Source organism: Paenibacillus sp. GQ49, assembly GCF_059759055.1.
Genome location: NZ_JCAXEL010000005.1, coordinates 14,774 through 33,266, shown reverse-complemented (window position 1 = coordinate 33,266; position 18,493 = coordinate 14,774). Strand labels below are relative to the sequence as shown.

Here is an 18,493-nt window from a genome sequence, read left to right as displayed (position 1 = left end):
TGGAACAAGCTTTTATCCGTGTCAGTTGTACTATATGCCAAGAAAGATTGTTGTTCACCGTTTAGTATCTCTCTGATTCCTTAAATATCATATAACGATGGACACCTCTGACAGCATGCATTGCTTCTTGTAATAGCTGAATCGCAGTTTCGCGTTGTCCCGCTTTTAGTTCGATCGCTGCAAGAAGCGAAGATCTCATCCAGACCTTGTTAATGGATTTCAAGTGTTCCCTCGCCTGCTCACTTCTTCCTTCTTCCATAAGCAAATACGTTTCATAATATGTACGATAATCCGATCTACGCATATTCTGCACCGCCGTACGAACAGCTACCACGTCGTTGCGATAGGAGCCGTAAGCTGCATTATATACTGCTTGTGTCCTTTTATTTGTGTCCTCATTTCTGATGCGCTCTATTGTGTGTTCCAATTCATCATCAAGTCTGTTTGCAAGAGCGTAATAGATATAAAGCTTTGGGGTATTCTCCTGTCTGCGTAGAAAAGCCTCGACGCGGTCCATGCGTGTTTCCCAACCCAGAGGATAAAAAATACGAATGGTTAACATGATCAGAGTAGCGGTGAGAACAACCCCAAGTATCCAAAACAGAGATTGGTCATTCATCTTCATGTACACAACAATTAAAAATATGGCCAAATAAAAAACAATATCCCACTTATATTTTCCCATCATCCACCTCCTTCATAGACACAAAAAAAACTATTATATCAAAACAAACCCCAAGGAGTCTATGCACTGCATCCTCTGGGGTTTAGTTAAATTTATAAAAATTGATTTATTGAAATTTTCTTCATTAACGACAACCGGCAGGACTGCCTACTCAATAGACTAGATTCTCACGCCCCGACGTCTCCAATCATTTGTCGTTCAATTTGTTTCATTTCATAAAAATAACCTTTTTGCTCCATCAGCTCGGAGAAGGAACCTGATTCTACAATCTTGCCTTGGTCCATGACCACAATCCGATCCATCTCTTCCAATCCCGTCAGCCGATGGCAGATCAGGAGAAGTGTATCTTCGGATGCCTGTGCCAGAAGATGCTGCAATACACGTTGTTCTGTGACGTAATCCAGTGAAGACGTCGGTTCGTCCAGAAGCCATAACCGTCCTTTGCGCAGCATGGCCCGTGCGAGAGCCAGCCGCTGCTTCTCGCCATCCGACAGGTTTTCCCCTTTTTCATACACCATGTCGGTCAACAACTTATTCGGCAGTTGGACTTTATCCAGCACAGCCAACAGTTGTTCATCTGAATGTCCTTCTCCATTCAGCAACAGGTTGTCCCGGATGGTTCCCCGGAAAAAATGACTTTGCTGCAACACAACATTTGCCCTTTGCCATATGCTCTCTTCATTCAGTTCCTGCACTGGAACATCGTTTAATCGTATATCGCCAGACGTTGGTGCACGTAGCTTGATTAACAAATCGATAATCGTTGACTTGCCTGACCCGCTCGGCCCGACAATCGCTGTTTTGGAGCCTGCTTCAAGTTGCAGGGATAGTTCCCTCAGCGCCGGTCTCCATTCCCCTTCATATTGGAAGTTAACACCGGATAGGTCAATCGAAACCGCCTGATCGGCTGACACTTCACCGCTTGACTGTACAAGTTGTACATCGGAGGTTGGCACTGTTTCCACCAGTCGCTGAGCGGCGTGTTCGCTGTCCTGCTTATATAGAGGCAATATAGCCATTGCGGCAGCTTCTTCGAACACGGTCTGCGTGGCAAGGATCAGCATGGCGAGGAATACACCGGCAAACGCTCCATTCACAATTAAAAAGGCGCTGAGTGCTAACACACCCCATGTAACAAGATACGTCACAAAAACGTGCATAGATTGCCCGCGTAGCAGGTGCGAAGCGGCTTGTTTCTGTTCCGTTGCCAATGCAGCGGAAGCCTGCTGAAGCTGCTGCTCGCGCTGTTCCAATTGGCCGTATACTTTCAAATCCCTGAAACCATACAACACTTCGGTTACTTCCGTGGACAGTACAGCCCGTTGCTGACGAACACGTCCATGTATTTTTCGCTGACCCAACAAGACAATACCCGGTACAACAAATGCTGTGATCAGCATACCTAGTACTAACAAACACGCAATCCAGATCGAAAAGGCCGAAGTGAACAGCATGGTAGCCAAAAACACCATAACAACCATGATGGGTGGATACGCGACCCGCAAAAAGTAATTTTGCAAGCTTTCCACATCACCTACAATCCGTGCAAGCAGATCCCCGCTTCGGTTTTTGTTCAATATACCTGGCGTTACCGGGATCAGTTTGGCAAAAAAGGACGTCCGCAAGCGGCTCAGCATGGAGAATGTCGCCCTGTGGGAATACAAGCGTTCTCCGTAACGACTTGCCGCTCGAAGGAAACCAAGTAGTTTGACCATGGAAGTGAGTACAATTAAGGTGTACAGCGGTGGCGCAAATACCGTTTGCGATATCATATAGCCACTCGCGGAAAAGAGAGCTACACCTGCTATGCCGGCGATAAATCCGCCCAATATCGAAAGCAAGATATCCTTGCGCTCCTGAATCATCGCTTTTGACAGAATCGTCAGCTCATTCATGCTAACCCTCCTTTCCGTTGTACATTCACCATCTCCGCATATTGAGGCAGGCGCGCCAGAAGCGCTTTATGATGTCCTGAATCCACCAACACCCCATTGTCCATAAACAAAATGTTGTCTGCATGTTGAATTGTATATAAACGGTGTGCCACGGTAATCATCGTTGCCGTTTTGGCTAATGCCGCAATGGATTGTTGCAGTACCCGCTCGGTGTGCAAATCCAGACCTACGGTGGGTTCATCGAACAGAATGACGGCTGGTCGCTTCAGAAAAGCACGTGCCAAGGCAAGTCTTTGCTTTTCCCCACCAGACAACCCCCGGCCACCTTCACCAACAAACGTGTCCAGTCCCTGCTCCAATTGTGCAACAACGCCAGCAAGTCCTGCTTCCTCTGCTGCCTGCTCAATTTCAACTCTGGAGACGTTCCGACCCGCGCCAATCGCGATATTTTCGGCAAATGTACCTGCAAAAATATACGGATGCTGTGTAATGTAGCTAACACGTTCGAACCATGCAGTCTCATCATGTTGCGAAAGCTGGCTTCCGTTAACCAGAACCGCTCCCGAATCTGGTTTCAGCAAACCAGCAATGAGATGAAGCAGTGTGGTTTTACCTGAGCCACTTTTGCCTACAATAGCAATCTGTTCTCCTGGTCCAATTGAGATCTGTCCTGTCTCAAGTCCAAAGGAATCAGGTGTGTACTGGAATCGGACATCATTCAGTTCAATGGTTGGTGGCATTGTTATCAACTCGGCACGAGCTGTACGAAGCTCTTCTGTCTGTGCAATTGCATCGACATCGGTTAATTCGCTTTGATCTGGTCCTTCTTCAGGCTTCGTTTGTGTGCTCTTGACACTAGTGTCCGCAAGCATCTGTTCCACCTTGCGAATCGCCCCCATACTGGTTCGACCGCTGTGAAAAGCCGTTCCCGTATTCTTCAACAGACTGTAGAACTCGGGCACGAGTAACAACACAAGAAAGGCCGTATGAAAGCTCATCGATTTGAACACAAGTAACTGAATAGCCAGTTCAAGCGCAACAATACCAATGCTCAACATCACGATCGATTCCAGTATAAACGTATTTGTAAAGGCAATTTTCAAAATGCCCATGGTGGCATCACGATACCCCAGACTGCTGCGTTCAATCTCCTGCTGCTGACGTTTAGCCCGTCCGAATATTTTCAACGTAACCAGCCCTTGAAGCGAATCAAGAAACGTACCGGAAAACTCGGCAAGTTGCGCATATTTTTCTTCTGATTTGTTCTTTGTCTGGAGCCCAACCAAAATCATGAACAGCGGGATAAACGGTGCCGTGAATAGCATAATCCAGCCTGTGTTGGCGTGCTGCGTAAATGTAACAACCAGAATCAGAATCGGGATCATCGCGGCTTCCATCATTCGAGGCATATATTGACTGAAATAACTGTCGGCTTCATCCACAGCATCCAAAGCAACACTGACCTTTCCTCCCGTCTGTCCACTCAGGGTTGAAGGCATGGAAGCGCGGGTCAGCTTCTGCAATACAGATGCTCGCATATTCGTCTTGGCGCGTGCTGCCATATGCAAGCCCACTTTCCCGTTTCCATACGACAATAGTGCACGTACAGCCATGACAGCCAGCAATAGGCCCAGTAACAGAACCACGGATGAAAAGGAAGCTTTCTCTACAAAGATTCGCTGGACTGCTTCAGCCACCAAGGTGGCCTGGCTTATTATAGCTACACCAAGCGCCAGCGATATGATCGCAAGGAGAAGCCTGTTTTTTCGTTGTAAAGACATTTGCTGCGAGATCAGATTGGATTTGGCTCTCCTTTTCATTGAACGCTCCTCCTTTATTTTTTCCCTTTCACATAATCCGCATCAAACAGGAACAGTTTGAAGACCAGAATCAGAGAAGGAATTAACAGGCACAGTCCACCGATAAACACAACGACGAGTGCAAAGCCCATTGCAGGTGATGTGGCGCTGCTCTGAATGGTGATGTATGGATCAAGAATGTAAGGATATTGACCAATTCCGTAGGCGAAAAAGGCTGTGAAAAATTGCAGCATGATACATATAAAAGCTAAACCGTAACGGCGTCCGTTATATAAAAGCCACATGGCAATCATGAAAAATGCAACGGAAAGCGCCAGCAGCCACCATAAATCCATCATATTTTGAAAATGACGCTCATTGTGTTGACCTAAATATATAAATGCAGTCAGCGCGAGAATAATGGTCGGTGTGCTCCAGAACAAAGCATAGTTCCGCATTAGCTTTAATGCCGAATGATCCTCTGCCCGAGAAGCGTAAAATGTGAGAAATGAACCGCTAATGAACAATACGGACACGATGGCTAGACCAACGATGCTCCACGATAATGGATTCGTAAATAGTGCCCAGTAATCTAGAGAAACGGTATCTCCCTGCTTCAAAATAAAGCCACCTTCAGACAGGGTCAGTGCCACTGACAATGAGGCTGGAATAAGCAACCCGGTAGCTCCGTATAAGAACAAATACACGATACTTTTTTTGGAACCATAATTTTCGAAAGCATAGAATGAACCACGAATGGCAAGTAAAATGACGGCAATACTTCCCGGAACAAGCAGCGCGGAGCCATAATAGTAAGCAGTATCCGGAAAGAATCCAACGATGCCAATATAGAAAAAGACAAAAAATACATTGGTGATCTCCCAGACAGGTGATAGATAACGGGAGATCAGACGATTAATCAGGTGATCCTGCTTTGTCAGGCGTGCATAAAAGGCGAAGAAACCTGCTCCAAAATCAATGGAAGCTACAATAAGATAGCCATACAAGAACAGCCAGAGTACGGATATACCAATCAATTCATAACTCATCAGGCCTGATCCCCTTTCTTGGCTGATTGATCATGCTTCTCTTTCAACCATTTCTCCATCTCAAGCTCAGCAGGATTATTATTGAACAGACGTCTCAATACGAGAACACAGATGACGCCGAGCACGATGTATAGAAGCAAGAACACGAAAAATAAAATTCTCACACTCGGTGAAGAAGTAGCTGCCTCTTCCACTCGCATATAACCTCGGATGATCCATGGCTGCCGCCCGATCTCTGCATAGAACCAGCCCATCTCAACGGCCAGAAAAGCAAGCGGTGCACTGAGTGCAACCATACGAAGCATCCACTTGTTAAACTGATTACGTTTCTTCCAGAATACAAACAGGAAGTACAGACTTGATATACCAAGCAGAGCGAATCCAATACCAGCCATTAGATCAAACAAATAATGCACAAGTAAGGGCGGGTGTTCATCTGGTGGAAATTCGTTCAGCCCGGTTACCTCGGCGTTAAAGTCTCCAAAGGCAAGGAAACTGAGCAGTTTCGGCAAATGAAGAGCGCCTATAATTTCATGTTCTGCATTCAGCCATCCCAAAAAAATCAAATCCGCGCCGCTTTCCGTCTCGAAATGCCACTCGGCAGCTGCGAGCTTCTCCGGCTGATGCTCAGCCAAAAACTTGGCAGATACGTCTCCAGCTAAGGAATTTAATAAACTGAATACCAGCACAACGGCCATCATGAGATTCAAGCCTTTTTTGTGGTAGGCTGACACTCCTTTTCTCAGCATCGCAAAGGCTGCTATTCCTGCTAACAGGGCAGCTCCTGTCAGATAAGCCGAGCTTAATACATGGAACACTTTGGAGAACGTCGCCGTATTCAGCATCGCTTGCACGGGGTTCACTGCCATGAATTGACCTGCTTCCATGACAAAACCTTCAGGCTGGTTCATGAATCCGTTCACTGTTGTAATAAAAACAGCAGACATGCCTGCCCCGGCGACAATCGGAATAGTTAGCAACCAGTGGATATACGGATTTTTGAACCGATCCCACGTGTACAAGTAAATTCCCAGGAAGATAGCTTCAAAAAAGAATGCAAATACTTCCATAAATAGTGGCAGTGCAATGACATTCCCGGCCAGTTTCATAAAATTCGGCCATACCAAGGCCAACTGCAGTGATATCGCTGTACCTGTCACAACACCAACAGCCACAGATATGACGAACCCTCTGGACCACCTCTTTGCCATAAGTATGTAATGGTGATCCTTCTTCCGAATGCCGATGAACTCTGCAATAGCAATCATCAAAGGTACGCCGACACCAAGCGTTGCAAAAATCACGTGGAACCCGAGCGTCAAACCAGTCACTAGCCTGCTCCATAAAACCGTATCAATAGCCATTCTTTGTGTTGCCTCCTTCAAACTCTGTTCAATTTAGAAACATTCAATATCAGCTTTGGCCAAGCTCAATGCAGAGTTGCGAAAAATTTCACAAAGTTAGGTATGACGATATCTTGCCACACCTTGATGCACTTAAAGTACTAACCAAGCCTATTAATCAAAATTATTATATCTTTATTTTTACCTAATTCAATCAAAGACACGTCTTCTACCCTAAACGTTCAAGAAAGGATCAACTCTTTCTGACAACTTGGTGAAAAACAAAAAATACACCCAATGGAGCTATTGATTCATTGGGTGTAAACGTGTTATTGCACGGCAGATTCGCTATTTTACTTGCTTACTTGCTCCGGACTCACCGCACCTGCCTCACGACGTACGCTCATGATGATCAGTGATGCAGCTAATACCGTAAGGATGATTCCAAGCATCTGAAATCCTGTCACATTGAATGTATCTCCCATAACAATACCAATCAATAACGACGATAAAATGGTCCCCAGGTAGCGTGATGTATTAAAAATACCCGATGCGACTCCGATCATTTCTTTGGGTGTGCTTTTGAACAGAGCAGCTTGCATGCCGACCGCGTTTAGGCCGTTACCTATTCCAAATAAAGCTAAGGCAACAATGACAATGAAGATTGGAGAAGTTTCGTTCATAATAACGATCAATATAGAGCCAAATGTCATTAAAGAAGCGGATACAATCAGAGCTGGCCGTGATCCTGATTTGTCAATCCAGCGCCCTGCGATCGGAGCAATAATGACTGAACATAACCCCAAAGCTAACATGCTTATTCCTGTATGAACTTCGTTGAGATGTCGTACCTGCTTCAAAAACGTAGGAACTCCAAAAAAAAGTGCGTAAAACAGGATGTTCACCAGCATGTATTGCACATTCACCCAAGTCATCTCGGGATATGAGGCAAACGTTCGCAGAGGGATAAAAGGCGTGGCTGCTTTTAGTTCATGTCGGATGAACATGACGAGTGTGATTAACCCGATCCCCCCTGTCAGCAGATGCCATGTTGAAATATCTCCTGTGGAACTTACTGAAAGTAAACCGATGAGCAGAGTCACCAAAGCTACCGTAAACATCAGGATACCTGGTGCGTCAATTAACGCAAGCCCTTGCCGAATGGACTTGTGACCAGAGATAGACGGAGATTGCTCTTCCTTCGGGATTGTTTTCCAGGCGAACCAAAAGCTTGCCATGACAAACGGAATATTAACGAAGAATATGCTCTGCCAGTCCCACCAATGAATCAATACTCCACCAATAAAAGGTCCAACTGCAGCCGCTCCTGAAAGGAATATAGCCAAGGTGGACAAGGCGGAGGCTTGTTTTTCAGTCACGTTCATTCTGACAATCGCCATTCCAACGGCCACCATCATGCTTGTGCCAATCGATTGAACGATCCGGAATACGATGAGCCACGAAAAACTGGGAGACCACGGAGCTAGCATGGACGATACAAAAACAATAACAAGACCCATGAGGAAGATCTTCCTGCGGCCAAACAAATCACTACACTTGCCCATAACGGGTTGAGCGACAGCACTGGCAATGTAAAATGATAAAATAATCCACGAAACGGCTGTAAAATTAAGTTGATACACTTGTTGTAGCCTGGAGATTGCCACCGAAATCATGGAGGAATTCAACGGATTCAACATAATTCCAAGTCCAACAGCTAACATCAATCCTTTATTTCGAACGTTCATTGGTGCACCTCTCTCTCTTCTGCTGTTATCTTACTTGAACCTATTCATTTATTCCAACGCATTATATGTTATGATTTGATGAACTAGAAGGAATGAAGGAATGGTGCAAATGGAGCTTCTTCAACTAAAATATTTCCTAACGGTGGCCCGATGCGAACATGTTACGGAAGCTGCGGGAAAGCTGCATGTCACGCAATCCTCCCTGAGCAAAACGATACAACGATTAGAGGACGACCTGGGAGTCCCTTTATTTGATCGAATCGGGAGAAAGCTGCGATTAAACGACTTTGGAAGAACATTTCTTCAGCGAACTGAAAAAGCCTTATTTGAATTGGAACAAGGAAAGCGGGAAATTGCTGACCTCTCCAATCCGGATCAGGGTACACTGCAATTGGCGGTGACTACGGCGAGCACATTGCCAGATATACTGCGGGAATTCCGGAAAAACAAGCCGGATATTCAGTTCCATGTGCAAATGGTTTCGTTAGAAAACATGTCCAGACTCCTACATCGGGGCGAGGTGGACTTTTGTCTCTCCTCCCCTCCGATTGAAGGTGACGATATCGAATGTCAGATACTATATGACGACCCGATTGTAGTCGCTGTTCCTATGGGTCATCAATATGCAGACCAAAGCAGCATTCAATTAACCGAGCTTAAGGACGAGCGGTTTGTTGGGGTGAAGCAAGGGTATGGGGTTCGTGATATGGTAGATTCCGTATGTCAATCCGCTGGTTTCCTACCGAAGTATGTGTATGAAGGTGATGAGCCTGCAAGATTAACAGCCCTTGTTGAAGCGGAGATCGGTCTAGCATTTATACCTAGCACAGCCAGAAACCCGCATGAGCGCATTAGATATCTTCAGGTAGAGGAACACAGACTCGTTCGGGAAATCGCTCTACTTTCGCACAAAAACAGGTATATTTCCAAAGCCGCTTTAGAGTTTCGCAGCGTGGTTATGGACTATTTCAGTGCTATGCCATGAGCATAAATTCAATCCAAAGGAGATGTCATTTTGATATTAAAAGCAGAAAAATTTGATCATATTTCAGAGACAGAACGGCTAGTCATCCGACCATTACAGAAAGACGACTATGAAAATTGGTTGAATGAGTTTGAAAACCGCTTGCCCTCCCAACACCGCCATGATAAAGGGAAAATGGATATGAGTGAATGTACGCTGGATTGGTTTCATGATCTGGTAGATCGACACCAGGAGTTAGCGCGTACAGATGCGGTTTATGTATTTGGTGTGTTTAGAAAGCAAGATGGTACACATCTGGGTATGATTGATATTGCTACCTTGGCAAGAGATGATTTTCAATGGGGAAGTTTCGGATACACGATCCATAATCAGTATTGGCGAAAAGGTTATGGGAAAGAAGCAGTGAATGGAGCACTTCATATTGCATTCGAACATCTGAAATTTCACCGCATAGAAGCTCATATTAATGTGGATAACACCCCTTCCATGAAACTAGCAGAGAGTGTTGGTATGGAATTTGAATGTCTACGTAAAGGGTTTATACACGAAAATAATGAATGGACCGATCACTTGGTGTATTACAAAAATTCTAATTAATCTAATCTCACCGATAATTAAAAAAGCGAACAAAGCACTTGCGTGCCCTGTTCGCTCTTCTTGGTACAGCCATATTACTGTCTTCGCCTTACTCGCCCAAGCTGTCCCAGAATGATTGGAACGCGCCTTTCTCCACTTCCAGGAATGCCGGAACATTACCATAACGAACCAGACCTTCACCGAACAGAACCAGTGGGACCTGCGTTTTGTCTTCCAGCGTGAGATAGATGATCTTGCGATCTTCCTTGCCGTAGAGGCTCTCTTCCAACTCCGGGCTCGTTGCGATCGGTTTGGCAGCGTTCAGCGATGAGATAAAGCTATCCAGCGATCCGTCCGTTGCTGCTAACGGCTGAAGCTGCTGCAATCCGTTGTTCCAGCTGTCGAACGTCTCCCATTGCGCCGAGGCGATGTTGCCTTCTATATGAAGCTTGCCGATCAGGTCGGCACCAGTACCAATAGTGATCTCGTTGTTCTTGTCGAATAACTGAGCATACACCTGACCATCAATCTCGGTGTAGGACATGATGCGGAAGTCCTTATCGTAGCCATTAACCGCATAGATGTCAGCTTCGCCAATGTTGGAAGCAAGCCCCGTATATTTATCCTGGCCGCTCAGCTCATCAATGCCGCCAGTGGTGGTACCCAGTTTATCCCCCCGCAGGCTGAGTGCATTTGCACCTTCAAGCAATGTTGGGGACTGTGTATATACGCTTCCTCCATATACAACCAGTTGCATCATATCAGCCATCGCGCCTTTGCCCTGTGAACTCGGCAACTCCATCTTCGGAATCACGATCGGGTCAACCGACGCGCCTGGAGTCACCGCTGCCACCTGTGGTGTTGGTTCGGCTGGCCCATTGAATTGTTGCCATACACTTGGCGCAGCCAATCCAATGCTGGCAGCGATAACAACACTTGCTGCAATGTATAGTGGTTTACGTTGACGTTTTGGTCCCTGATGTTGCGTGTTTAAGGATTGCTCTACCCGTTTTTTCATTTGCTCGTTTGTTTTCATATGATCCACCGCTTTCTTGTAGTTTTGTTTGAATTGTTCTTCGTTCATTACAGTTCCTCTCCTTCCAGCTCCAGTTTTAACAGCTGTCTTCCTCGTTTTAATCTCATTTTCACTGCTGATTCGCTAATCTCCAGGATCTCGCTGATTTCTCGGATCGGATAATCTTCGTAATAATACAGATGAACCACCGATCTATACTTGACGGGCAGTGACAGCACAAGTTCAATCAGCGCGTGATCTTCAGGGTTGTCTGTTGTCAGAGGATCGACTCCCTCCAGCTTGACCTCCCGTTTGCGCCAGCCTCTGCCTAATAAGGATTTGCAATGATTGGTGATGACCCGAATCAACCATGCTTTCTGGTGCTCCGCATCGTTGAACGTAGGGGCTTTTTCTATTAGTTTGATGAAGGTATCCTGAGTGGCTTCCTCCGCGTCTTCCCGTCTGCCGAGGTGCACCATGGCAATCCGGAACAGCGTATCTGCGTATGTCTCATAAACTTTCATCACATGATCGCCCAGCTGGGGCACTGATCGCTGCATGGTTGTTATGCCCTCCTTTATACCTCTAACACTCTTACGGACGGCATTTGGTCACATTTTGTTTTAGGATTTTTTTATTGATCCATTTCATTCAAAATGCAAAAAAAGAAAGCAGCTCCATGGAGAGGAGTTGCTTTCTTCATCTTCGTCTTTATTTTCATATAAAATGCATATCGTATCCCCAACTAGAAATTCTTCTGTAAAAGCTCGATATTGTCTTCCAAACTGCTGTCCAAACTTACGCCTACCTTCTGCAGTTTGTTTTGGTAATATGCTTTTACATCTTCCCATTTATAGTACGGATAGGTCTTTGTTTCAATCGGGAACGCGATCTCTTCTTCATTTCTAAGCATTTTCACGAGAACATCCTTACCATTGGAATACAGAATCCATTGAATATTTGCTCCCATCGGTGAGATGACCGAGCCGTTCCAGTTTTTGGTTACATCCTGCGGTTTGTCGATACTCACATTAGCTCCGGCGATATCAAGGAATGAAGATAGTGGAATAATGGTTTCTGCATGAGCAAAACGAAATACACCAGCCGTGTCTTTCTGCTGAATGGACTGTTCGGAAGACACGATCAACTCTTTGACCAGAGGTGCAATGATATTCTGCGGCAGATCCGTTGACGTTAAAGATGGACCTTTTTCATAGAAATCATTGATATTGTCAATGCTCTCGTACCATTTCAACTGATTAGCCGTGAAATACCGCCCGAATTCGAAGTCACCTTCTCCTTTTATATTCGAAGAAATGATGTAGAGTTCATATAGATTAGAAGCAGCCTCGGTTGGGTTGCTGAGCTTCACTTTTCCTTTCTCATCCTTCAATTCAAACTCTCCAGAATTCAATCTCTGATAGAAGTCTTCAGAGAAAAATTGCAGAAGGACCTCTTTTGCATAACGCGTTCCAGTGCTCTGTGTGACATAATCCTCGTATAACTTAACCCAGTCCCCATCTTCTACGTACTCGTTATACTTCGTAGCCAAGTCGTAGGGCCGTAGATAGGGGTCTTTCCCTTCTTCAAAGGCTGAAGCCAGAATGTCTACCTTATTATCTCCCAAGCTTTCCTTTAACCCGTCAATAAACTGATCTCTGCTCTGTGGCGTTCGATCTTTGAAGGTTGCCTGAGCAATCACTTTTTTATCCGATGTAAATAGTTCTTTGAAATTCTGCCCAACTCTGGCCCCTATTCCTTTCAGTTCTTCTCCACCCGTAGTGGATAACAATCCATAATGATCTTTTTCAACCTTCATCAGATTGCCAATTTCCTTCTTCAGCTCTTTGCCCAGATTAGTGATCTGCCCGTCCTTTTCAGCGATGTCGAGCAGTTCAAATAACGTCTTGTCGTACTTGGAACTGGATAGATGTCTGGAACCATGTCTCCCTATGTAGTTAATAAATATGGGTTCATATCCACTAGGAGCTTTTGTATAACTTGTTTCCTTAAAAGGATATGGCGTTTTGGTACCGCGGTATCCCTGCTGATCGTTCATTTTTTGTCCAACAAACACCGATTGGGTGTTGTTATCCCAGTCTACCTCTTGCCCCAAGGCTTCCCCAATCGCTCTTGCAGGTACATAAGTGACTCCATTGTAGAGAAACGATTCGCCCTCCACCCTTTGACCGTTCACAACCACGTTAGCCGATTGTTCAGAAACTTCGATCATGCGTTTGGAGCCTGCGCCATATACGTCTAACACACTTACAGACGTTAAGATGGCGAGTGATGCTACTGAAATCCCGATTTTTTTGATCATCATATTGATTAGTTTTCTCCTTATTCCGCCTGATATTGGTTTATTTTCGCTCATCATACTATAGGTGAGAAGTGTCTGCGCCGTATCCATCCTATGTTAATTAATTGTAAAAGAGTACATATAAATATTGACGTAAAGTCTCATACGACAAAAAGAGCCGCTTTATTTAGCGACTCTGACTTTTCATTATAAAAAAGCTATCTTCTCTGCCATACAATAAAAAGATAATTGCTATTTGCCCCGCGTTACAGCGGTTTTCTATATATTTTTATATCAATCCCTGACTCCGTCGGATGACCTTCTCCAACAAGTGTCTCACGGTTCAAGAAGGATAAGGCTTTGCTGTCTGTAATCATTTTGGGGGAAGTACGAAATAAAGCAGTTTTCAGCGTTTTATCAATATTTCCGTTATTTTCGATATAAATTTTGCAGGAATGACCTGCGTTGTCGGTTCCTTGGAGCATGTATCTTGCCGATAGAGTATGCGGACCACCATTCTTCCCGATGATCTGCGTATCCACTCCTCCACCCAGCACGATTCCTTCAAAGTACTTTCCGGTTACGCTGCCTGTAAAAGTAATCATAACAACCGAATCATCTTCGCTATTCTGCAAATCAAATGATTCTTCGATGTTCACATGTACCGTAAACAATTCCTCTAATATCACGTGTTCCCACCTCCATATGAATTCAATTATAACTCTACTCACTAAAAAAAAGATTTACATATTTCCTTTAAATCATTTAATATGGTTTACACGATGTAAAGGTTAACAAGTTGTAAATGAAGGAGTTAATGACGTACATGAGTACATTACCAAAATCAGTTCGCTTTCCACTGTTCATTCTGATGTTAAATCTGTTTATCGCTTTATTGGGGCAAGGGATGATCATCCCCATATTGCCGGAGTATTTGAAGCTTTTTCATGCGGGAGGCACAGTAGCAGGATTTTTAGTTGCCGCCTTTGGTGCCGCTCAATTCTTCTTTTCACCTCTTGGGGGGCAACTGTCTGATCGATTTGGACGCAAAAAGTTGATCATCGCAGGTATGTTTCTGTCTGTCATTTCAGATATCATATTTGCGCTGTCGACGTCATTGCCGTTCCTCTATGTCGCACGGTTTATCGGTGGAATCAGTCTTGGTTTAATGGTTCCTGCCAACCTCGCATATGTCGCTGATATTACAACGCCAGAGACACGTGCAAAAGGCATGGGCTATTTCGGCGCAGCTATGAACTTGGGGATGGTTCTGGGACCTGGTCTGGGCGGTCTCATCGCCGAGATGGGCATTCGCATGCCCTATTTCTTCGCAGCGGGGCTGGGACTGATTGCGGCCCTAATGACGTTGCTATTGCCTGAGACACTTCCCTCGGAGAAAAGAACGGTCTCCATCCGTCTTCAAAAAGGAGATCACTTGGGCAAGAAAATCTGGAGTTCTTTTAAAGTCCCCTATTTCAAATACTTGATTGTGTTGCTTGTCCTGACCTTTGGTCTCATGAGTTATGAGACAGTATTCGCGCTTTTCGCAGAGCAAAAATACGGATTCGACGCTGCAACAATCTCCATCATTATTACTTTGGGCGCGATTATCGGTATCGTTGTGCAGATCTGGCTTTTGGATTGGTTCGTACAGAGAATCGGTGAAGTTAAGTTGATACGTCTATCTTTAATAGTCACACCCATAGCTTTATTGTTAATGTTAATTAAGGTCAACCTTGTGTTTCTGTTGTTCGCTTCTGCGTTATTCTTTGCATTCAATTCGTTTTTGCGACCTTCGGTCAGCACGTTAATATCCAAAAATGCAGGAGATCGGCAAGGTTATGCATCCGGTCTGAATACTACTTTTTCCAGTCTCGGAACGGTGATTGGCCCGCTGATCGCAGGACTATTGTTTGACAAAAACATAAACTTCCCGTATATTTTTGGTGCAATTATGCTGCTCGCTTCTCTCGGACTGACCTTGAACGCATTTCGTTCGAAGAAAGGACAATTGTATACAAGTGAATGAAAACTGGCATCAACAATTGGGAAATAAACATCGTGATGATTTGATTGCAGCAGGTAAGGAGCTTTTTTTGAAATATGGATTGCTCCAGGTGAAGATTAAGGATGTATGTACGAAAGCTGAACTTAGCAGAGTGACCTTTTATAAACATTTTCAGTCTATGGATGAGCTTCTTCTAGCCATTCAAATGCAACTGATCGAACATTTAACGGATGAGGTTAGCCGTGCTTCAACGAAGGACTTGAACGGGCGGGAACAACTCACGGTTATGTTGAATGCATGGGTTGTTTATGCCGAGAATCATCCAGACTACATCCGGTTTATTCAATTGTTTGATATCAACTATGAGATGTATGATTTTAGCCCTGAATTAAGAGAAGAGTATGATAAGTTCAACCAGAACGGGAAAGAAAATCATTTCCTGATGGACGCTTTATCCCAAGGCGCTGTTGACGGCAGTATTAAGAACCCATCTCCTCCGCTGGATCTGGCTCAGTTTATCTTCACAACGATGATGGGCATGCTCCAACGCATGGTAACTATTCGTGCTGCTCATGATAATTCATTGGATATGCGGATGACGGAGCAATTTGTGAAGATGCTGCTTCATTTTGTTTGTAGCGAAGAAATACCCGAGTAATGGCATGGTAGATGGATCGATAAAACAAAAGTTTGAAATAAAAAACGGATTCCGTATGCTGGAATCCGTTTTTTTCTTCATTAATTAAGCGTTAATCCTTTAGTACGGGCAATTGTCCTCCAGCTTTCAGTTGACCAAGCAATACTTTGATCCCGGCAGACGTATTTGGCTCCTGCTTACCATACACAGCAAGCCCTGAGCGCACGTTCTGAAGATAGATCATCTCGTAAGGGTTACCAAGTGACAATAGCGTGTATCGCTGATTACTTTTGTTCATCGCATCAATCAAGGTTTGATAATCACTCCATCCGAACTGGCTGGCCACATTGCGGAATTGGTAAGAAGCAAGAATGACATAATTCGCCTTGCCAATCGCCTGGAGCGTTTCATTCATTTTTCCTTGTCCAACAAGTGATATTTCAGTCTTTAGCGACAGATTATTAACGGCTTGCAACAATTGTTTCTCAAGCTGTTTTGCCTGTTCCTGCTCGGCTGCAACAATAACAACCCGGTCGCCTTGCTTCATTGGATCAGGAAGCACACCTGCGCGACTGCTGAGTACAGTGACCGCTCGCTCTGCGATTGTCTGCTCCACTGCTCGGTGCGCCTTCGATCCGATGATACCGTTAAGCTGAGTTAGCTTTTGCGCAAGAGTTTGACTGCGTTCAAATAAACCATATTTCGCTTTCATCTTCAAGATTCGTTTCACGGATGCATGTATGGTCTCATCCTTGATCGTTCCATTGTTCACCGCGTTCACCAGCGTTTGATGGGCCGCTGCTGAATCTTTTGGCATAAGGATGATATCAACACCTGCGGAAACGGCGCGTTCTACCGATTGATTCTCCCCAAAATGCTCCGCAATTGCATTCATGGTAAAGGCATCCGACACGATGAGTCCTTCGTATCCCAGCTCTCCGCGAAGAAGTCCTGTCAGTACTTTTTTTGATAAGGTAGCAGGAATCGGCACTCGTTCACCGTCTTTGAGCGAAGTGACATGTTCGTTGTCTATAGCAGGAAAAGCAATATGTGCGGTCATAATCATCTCTACACCATCTTTGATTGCAGCCCGAAACGGTTTTAATTCTACCGCATCAAGCCGTTCTCGGTTATGGGCAAGCACAGGCATACCAAGATGGGAATCTACCGTTGTATCTCCATGTCCCGGAAAATGCTTAACTGCCGCCATCACCCCTGATTGCTGTAGCCCTTTTATCGTTGCCAGACCAAGCCGTGTCACCAAATCCGCATCCGAGCCAAACGACCGTATACCGATGATGGGGTTATCTGGATTGCTGTTGATGTCCAGCACTGGCGCAAAATTGATCTGCAATCCCAGTGCCTTCAGCTCCTCCCCTGTCAGCTGACCAGCTGCTTCGGCTAGTCTTGCATCTCCAGTTGCACCAAGCGCCATCTGACCTGGCAGGTTCGTACCGCCTGGTATTCGCTTAATAACGCCACCTTCTTGGTCGATGCTAAGAAATAGAGGAATTTCACCTGCTTCTCTTTGTATATCATGTGTGAACGTTGTAAGCTGCGTCATGTCTACAATATTTTTGTCAAAAAGAATAAGTCCGCCCAAGTCCTGATCATGGATCGTGCGTTTCAGCCCCTCATTAACGGTCGTTGTCGCTTTACCATTCCATTGCCTAATGTCAGGCATAAGCATCTGACCAACTTGCTCGCTCACCGTCATATAGGATATCAGCTTATCCCAATCTTGTGTCCGAATGGCCGCTTCACGTTCGAAGCGAATTACTCTCGCCATAAATACGGCATATTCAGCACGCGTGACAGCTTGATTTGGACGGAAGGTGGCATCTGAATAACCACCGACCAAGCCGTTTGAACTCATAATAAGAATGGGTGCCGCTGCCCAATGCCTGTCCGTATCTATCCATTTTGCAGAATTCTTACCTTCCGCTAGTGAATAAGCCCGTGTAAGGAAGGCCGCAGTCTCTGCGCGGCTAAGTGGTGCGTCCGGACGGAAGGTTCCGTTAGGAAAACCACTCGCAAGTCCATTTTTAGCAGCTATCATGATTTCTCGATGGAAAGGATGTGTAGTTGGAACATCGGAATAAGTTGTGCCTTCCACTGCTCTTTGAAGCTGATCTGAATAGAGCTCGCGCACCATAAAAGTGACAGCTTGTGCCCTTGTCACAAGTGCCTCTGGCTTGAAGATCCCATTGCCGTATCCGGCTACTGTTCCCCGTTTCGCCATATACGTGATGCCATCCTCTGCCCACTTTGAATACTTTAGATCAACAAACGTTTCTTCCGCAGCTGCCGTTCCCACCCCTATAAGCATAGAGCCAACAACGGCACCAATAATTGTCATCCATTTTACATGCATTTGTTTCACTCCTGTTGTGTTCTATGGATGAATAGACGTTACTACGGTACCGTTTGTTGCGTTTTCATACTTCTATG

The 18,493-nt window shown here is 45.1% G+C and carries 15 protein-coding genes; 4 read left to right on the top strand and 11 right to left on the bottom strand.

Annotated features, from left to right (window positions below; translation table 11 throughout):
* Window positions 1-61: 61 nt before the first annotated feature.
* The 6 genes from AC6CIF_RS11525 to AC6CIF_RS11500 all read right to left on the bottom strand — a co-directional run bounded on the left by AC6CIF_RS11525 (window position 62) and on the right by AC6CIF_RS11500 (window position 8,519).
* Complete coding sequence (locus AC6CIF_RS11525) at window positions 62-685, bottom strand: hypothetical protein (RefSeq protein ID WP_498199721.1); 624 nt, start codon at window positions 683-685, stop codon at window positions 62-64.
* Between the two features lie 167 nt (window positions 686-852).
* Window positions 853-2,580 (bottom strand): thiol reductant ABC exporter subunit CydC, encoded by a 1,728-nt coding sequence (gene cydC / locus AC6CIF_RS11520; RefSeq protein ID WP_498199720.1) that lies wholly within the window; start codon window positions 2,578-2,580, stop codon window positions 853-855.
* Complete coding sequence (gene cydD, locus AC6CIF_RS11515) at window positions 2,577-4,400, bottom strand: thiol reductant ABC exporter subunit CydD (RefSeq protein ID WP_498199719.1); 1,824 nt, start codon at window positions 4,398-4,400, stop codon at window positions 2,577-2,579. The genes cydC and cydD overlap by 4 nt, the downstream gene beginning before the upstream one ends.
* Window positions 4,401-4,414: 14 nt before the next feature.
* Window positions 4,415-5,428 carry a cytochrome d ubiquinol oxidase subunit II gene (locus AC6CIF_RS11510; RefSeq protein ID WP_339170232.1) on the bottom strand — a complete coding sequence of 338 codons (1,014 nt, stop codon included), beginning with the start codon at window positions 5,426-5,428 and terminating at the stop codon, window positions 4,415-4,417.
* On the bottom strand, window positions 5,428-6,792 hold the full coding sequence (locus tag AC6CIF_RS11505; protein ID WP_498199718.1) for a cytochrome ubiquinol oxidase subunit I: 1,365 nt from the start codon (window positions 6,790-6,792) through the stop codon (window positions 5,428-5,430). The genes AC6CIF_RS11510 and AC6CIF_RS11505 overlap by 1 nt, the downstream gene beginning before the upstream one ends.
* A 332-nt stretch (window positions 6,793-7,124) precedes the next feature.
* The gene (locus AC6CIF_RS11500; protein ID WP_498199717.1) at window positions 7,125-8,519 is read right to left on the bottom strand and encodes an MFS transporter; all 1,395 of its coding nucleotides are present in this window, start codon (window positions 8,517-8,519) and stop codon (window positions 7,125-7,127) included.
* 109 nt (window positions 8,520-8,628) lie between these two features.
* Here AC6CIF_RS11500 and AC6CIF_RS11495 point away from each other — a divergent pair, with 109 nt between their 5' ends.
* Both AC6CIF_RS11495 and AC6CIF_RS11490 read left to right on the top strand, forming a co-directional pair.
* Entirely contained in the window at window positions 8,629-9,504 is an 876-nt protein-coding gene (locus AC6CIF_RS11495; RefSeq protein WP_498199916.1) for a LysR family transcriptional regulator, read from the top strand.
* A gap of 30 nt (window positions 9,505-9,534) precedes the next feature.
* Window positions 9,535-10,101 (top strand): GNAT family N-acetyltransferase, encoded by a 567-nt coding sequence (locus AC6CIF_RS11490; RefSeq protein ID WP_498199716.1) that lies wholly within the window; start codon window positions 9,535-9,537, stop codon window positions 10,099-10,101.
* 88 nt (window positions 10,102-10,189) lie between these two features.
* On the opposite strand, the gene AC6CIF_RS11485 is transcribed toward AC6CIF_RS11490, so the two are convergent.
* The 4 genes from AC6CIF_RS11485 to AC6CIF_RS11470 all read right to left on the bottom strand — a co-directional run bounded on the left by AC6CIF_RS11485 (window position 10,190) and on the right by AC6CIF_RS11470 (window position 14,086).
* Window positions 10,190-11,164 (bottom strand): hypothetical protein, encoded by a 975-nt coding sequence (locus AC6CIF_RS11485; protein ID WP_498199715.1) that lies wholly within the window; start codon window positions 11,162-11,164, stop codon window positions 10,190-10,192.
* Window positions 11,164-11,655, bottom strand: a complete 492-nt coding sequence (locus AC6CIF_RS11480) for an RNA polymerase sigma factor (RefSeq protein ID WP_036615805.1) — start codon at window positions 11,653-11,655, stop codon at window positions 11,164-11,166. The genes AC6CIF_RS11485 and AC6CIF_RS11480 overlap by 1 nt, the downstream gene beginning before the upstream one ends.
* Before the next feature lie 185 nt (window positions 11,656-11,840).
* Window positions 11,841-13,421 (bottom strand): histidine-type phosphatase, encoded by a 1,581-nt coding sequence (locus AC6CIF_RS11475; RefSeq protein WP_498199714.1) that lies wholly within the window; start codon window positions 13,419-13,421, stop codon window positions 11,841-11,843.
* 242 nt (window positions 13,422-13,663) lie between these two features.
* Window positions 13,664-14,086, bottom strand: a complete 423-nt coding sequence (locus AC6CIF_RS11470; RefSeq protein WP_498199713.1) for a DUF3237 domain-containing protein — start codon at window positions 14,084-14,086, stop codon at window positions 13,664-13,666.
* Between the two features lie 137 nt (window positions 14,087-14,223).
* Here AC6CIF_RS11470 and AC6CIF_RS11465 point away from each other — a divergent pair, with 137 nt between their 5' ends.
* Window positions 14,224-15,426, top strand: a complete 1,203-nt coding sequence (locus tag AC6CIF_RS11465; RefSeq protein WP_498199712.1) for an MFS transporter — start codon at window positions 14,224-14,226, stop codon at window positions 15,424-15,426.
* On the top strand, window positions 15,419-16,063 hold the full coding sequence (locus tag AC6CIF_RS11460) for a TetR/AcrR family transcriptional regulator (protein ID WP_498199711.1): 645 nt from the start codon (window positions 15,419-15,421) through the stop codon (window positions 16,061-16,063). The genes AC6CIF_RS11465 and AC6CIF_RS11460 overlap by 8 nt, the downstream gene beginning before the upstream one ends.
* Before the next feature lie 91 nt (window positions 16,064-16,154).
* Here AC6CIF_RS11460 and AC6CIF_RS11455 read toward each other — a convergent pair whose 3' ends face one another.
* Entirely contained in the window at window positions 16,155-18,416 is a 2,262-nt protein-coding gene (locus tag AC6CIF_RS11455; RefSeq protein WP_498199710.1) for a glycoside hydrolase family 3 N-terminal domain-containing protein, read from the bottom strand.
* Window positions 18,417-18,493: the final 77 nt, after the last annotated feature.

Excerpts from the sequence above, each read along its gene's own strand:
- cydC (WP_498199720.1), bottom strand. The coding sequence starts at position 2,580 with ATGAATGAGCTGACGATTCTGTCAAAAGCGATGATTCAGGAGCGCAAG.
- AC6CIF_RS11485 (WP_498199715.1), bottom strand. The coding sequence starts at position 11,164 with ATGAACGAAGAACAATTCAAACAAAACTACAAGAAAGCGGTGGATCAT.
- AC6CIF_RS11500 (WP_498199717.1), bottom strand. The coding sequence starts at position 8,519 with ATGAACGTTCGAAATAAAGGATTGATGTTAGCTGTTGGACTTGGAATT.
- AC6CIF_RS11495 (WP_498199916.1), top strand. The coding sequence starts at position 8,629 with ATGGAGCTTCTTCAACTAAAATATTTCCTAACGGTGGCCCGATGCGAA.
- AC6CIF_RS11480 (WP_036615805.1), bottom strand. The coding sequence starts at position 11,655 with ATGCAGCGATCAGTGCCCCAGCTGGGCGATCATGTGATGAAAGTTTAT.
- AC6CIF_RS11465 (WP_498199712.1), top strand. The coding sequence starts at position 14,224 with ATGAGTACATTACCAAAATCAGTTCGCTTTCCACTGTTCATTCTGATG.
- AC6CIF_RS11455 (WP_498199710.1), bottom strand. The coding sequence starts at position 18,416 with ATGCATGTAAAATGGATGACAATTATTGGTGCCGTTGTTGGCTCTATG.
- AC6CIF_RS11475 (WP_498199714.1), bottom strand. The coding sequence starts at position 13,421 with ATGATGATCAAAAAAATCGGGATTTCAGTAGCATCACTCGCCATCTTA.
- AC6CIF_RS11505 (WP_498199718.1), bottom strand. The coding sequence starts at position 6,792 with ATGGCTATTGATACGGTTTTATGGAGCAGGCTAGTGACTGGTTTGACG.
- AC6CIF_RS11525 (WP_498199721.1), bottom strand. The coding sequence starts at position 685 with ATGGGAAAATATAAGTGGGATATTGTTTTTTATTTGGCCATATTTTTA.
- cydD (WP_498199719.1), bottom strand. The coding sequence starts at position 4,400 with ATGAAAAGGAGAGCCAAATCCAATCTGATCTCGCAGCAAATGTCTTTA.
- AC6CIF_RS11510 (WP_339170232.1), bottom strand. The coding sequence starts at position 5,428 with ATGAGTTATGAATTGATTGGTATATCCGTACTCTGGCTGTTCTTGTAT.